At 62.2% G+C, this 3,145-nt stretch carries 2 protein-coding genes and 1 pseudogene; 2 read left to right on the top strand and 1 reads right to left on the bottom strand.

The features are described 5' to 3' along the window. Both AC1DVM_RS22855 and recO read left to right on the top strand, forming a co-directional pair. On the top strand, window positions 1-398 hold a 398-nt coding region (locus tag AC1DVM_RS22855; RefSeq protein WP_477258392.1), incomplete at its 5' end, for a hypothetical protein. A gap of 189 nt (window positions 399-587) precedes the next feature. Continuing rightward, the gene (recO, locus tag AC1DVM_RS22860; RefSeq protein ID WP_477258394.1) at window positions 588-1,319 is read left to right on the top strand and encodes a DNA repair protein RecO; all 732 of its coding nucleotides are present in this window, start codon (window positions 588-590) and stop codon (window positions 1,317-1,319) included. On the opposite strand, the pseudogene AC1DVM_RS22865 reads toward recO, so the two are convergent. Continuing rightward, window positions 1,312-3,145: pseudogene (locus AC1DVM_RS22865) on the bottom strand (hypothetical protein); the annotation flags it as partial. The gene recO and the pseudogene AC1DVM_RS22865 overlap by 8 nt on opposite strands.

The following is a 3,145-nucleotide window of genomic DNA, read 5'->3' on the forward strand; positions in this document are numbered from 1 at the left end:
ATGGCGGGGCGCTGCTCGCGAACGCGAGGAGCCTCGGGTGCGGGGGCCGCAGCCGGGGGTGCAAGCGACGACGGTCCGCCGGCCGGTCCACCGCGTTCTCTCTGCCCGGGGCGCTCGCCCTGGGGCGGGCGAGGACGCTCCTGGCCTTCGGCTGCGGGGCCGCGCTCACGTTGTCCCTGCCCTTGTCCCTGCCCTTGTCCCTGCGCCGGGCGAGCCGGACCGTCACGGCGACGGCGCTGGCCGTCGGCCGTCGGTTCGTCGTCATCGCCTGGCTGAACCCGCATGGGCGGCGCCTGCGCGACGGTGATGGACGGGTTGTCCGTGAGTTGCGGTTGCGCCGACAGATGCGGCGCGAAAAAAATCAACGGGAGGGCGGTGGATGCAAAAAGCAGGTATGAATGTTTCATAGGTCCAGACATGGCGTGGTGAACATGAACCTCGACAATCCGAGCCGTTCATTTTTGTTCCTCTACGGCATGGCGCCCGTTGGCTCGAAACATGATAGACTTCGTCCAACCCGCTGAAAAATTGTAAAATTCAGGAACATGGCGCTATCCGCGATGGCTCTCGAGGAAATCTGAACGATCATGCAATGGAGCGATGAGGGAATCGTGCTCGGCGTTCGCAAGCACGGCGAATCGAGCGTCATTCTCGAATTGATGACACGCGACCACGGCCGCCATCTCGGTCTCGTGCAGGGCGGACGGTCCCGCACCCGCCAGCCGGTTCTCCAGCCCGGCAACCTCGTCCAGGCGACCTGGCGCGCCCGCCTCGACGAGCATCTGGGGGTATTTCAGATCGAGGGCCTGAAGCTGCGGGCCGCCGAATTCATCGCCTCGCCGCTGGCGCTCTATGGACTCGCGACCCTCTCTCATCTCCTGCGCAATCTGCCCGAGCGCGATCCTCATCCGGTTCTCTACGAGACCCTGACCACGCTCGTGGACAACCTCACCGATGCGGATCTCGCGCCAACGCTGTTTGTGGCGTTCGAACTCTCGATTCTGGCGGATTTCGGCTTCGGGCTCGATCTTGCGTCCTGCGCCGCGACCGGCACCCAGGAGGATCTCATCTATGTGTCGCCAAAAAGCGGTCGGGCAGTGAGCGCGTCGGCGGGGGAGCCGTACAAGGACCGACTTCTGCGGCTGCCCCCCTTTCTCGTCGGACAGAGCCGCGCCAACAATCCGCGCGCCGACGAGATTCGCGACGCCTTCGCGCTGACCGATTTCTTTCTCCAGCAATACGTCTTCGAGCCCCAGGGAAAAACCGCGCCGGCAGAGCGGGCGCGGTTCATCGCGCTGGCGACTCTCGATCTCACATGACGAAGAAATCCGCGTGGGTGATCTTGAGGTTTTTCTGAACCACGACGATCTCTACCGCCTTCGCCCGGCCGGTGCCGTCGGAATCGTAATAAACGATGCCGTTCTTCTTGTTGTAGACGATGCGATCGTTGGCATCGTGCGCGGCCGTTCCGGACCAGAACATGGAATTCGACAGTTTCAGCGGCTTCGAGGGGGTGCCCTTGCCGACCTTGAAGTATTTGTTCTCGAGCCAGATCGTGTCGTCCTTCACCGAGAAATCGGTGATCTTGTCGAGGTTGGTTCTTTTGTTCGCCCTGGTGTCGAGCACGAACACATCCGTGCCGTTTCCGCCCGAGAGGACGTCGCGGCCGAGCGAACCATAGATGCGATCATTGCCGAAATCGCCCAGCAGCGCATCGTTGCCGCCCGACCCGTTCAGCACATCGTTGCCATCGCCACCCGCAAGCCGGTTGGCGGCGGCGTTGCCGTTGAGAATATTGGCGAAGGCATTGCCGGTGAGACCGATTGCGGCGGCGCCAAGAGCGTTCACTACTTCGATTTCGGCATGGCCCAGAAGTTCATAGCTGAAGCTCGTGTCGATCGTATCGAAGCCGTCCCCGGCGGCCTCCAAGACGAGATCGCGTGCGTCGTCGATCATATAGCGATCATTTCCGCCACGCCCGGCGAGCCAGTTGTACCCATCTCTCTGCAGGCGGTCATCCCCTGCGCCGCCTGTAATCGTGTCGGCGACGGCGGTGTCGCGCGTCATCGCGCCGGACGCGAGGTCGATGCGGTAGGCCACGCTCCAGGTGAGCGCGCCATCCTGAACGCTCACCGTTGCGGCCTTGACGCCGGTTGTCGCGAAGGCGTGCGCGAATGCGGCGCCGCCGTTGACGGGAACCGCCGTGCTGGAACCCCCATCGCCCCAGGCCACGCTGACCGTCCGCGAAGCGCCGACGGCGAGCGCCACCTGGATGAAGCGGCTCTCGGCTATAGCCGCCGCGTAGGGCAGGAGGTTCATGTCGGTGAGGAAAATGTCGGCTATATTGTTCGTGTCGCCGGGGACGAGATTTCCCGCATAGCTCTGAACCACCACGAAGCGGCCGTCCGGACTGATCGAGGCGTCGTAACTATAGTCGTCGGCCTGTTCGAGACCTTGCGCCGGCTGGTTCGTCGTGGAGAGGCGGATTGTTTCGCCGGTGACGAGATCCTTGCGGAAAATATCCTTGTTGTTGTTGGTGTCGTGCGCCACGAGATTCGACGCTTCGCTTTCGAACGTGACATAGCGGCCGTCGGCGCTGATCTTGCCGTTGCCGCTTCCTGCGTTGGCCTGCGCCCCGGACGAGCTGGTCGAAACCCGAGTGATATTGCCTGTCTGCAAGTCCTTGACGAAGAGATCTGCCTCAACGTTGGTGTCGCCCGCCACGAGATTGGAGGCTCTGGACTGAAAGAGCACAAACCGACCGTCATCGCTGATTCGGGGGCTGTCGCTCTGATCGTTTGCCTGTGTCTGACCCGCGTCTCCAGCCACCGAAACCCGCAGGAGTTCACCGGTCAACACGTTTTTGCGAAAAATATCGCGACTCATGTTCGTATCGCCCGCAACGAGGTTTCCTGCGTTGCTTGCAAAGACGACGAATGTGCCATCGTCGCTCACGTCCGGAGTGAAGCTGACGGCATTTGCCTGAACCAGCGCCGCGTCCTTGGAGACAAGCGCAGTGACGCCCGTCTGCATATCTGTCAGGAAGATGTCGGTTTTCCCGTTTGCGTCCCCGACGACCAGGTCCGTGGCATCGCTCGTGAACACGACATATCGCCCATCCGAGCTGATATTAGACCCGTAACTC

The organism is Microvirga sp. P4_A5 (assembly GCF_056402495.1).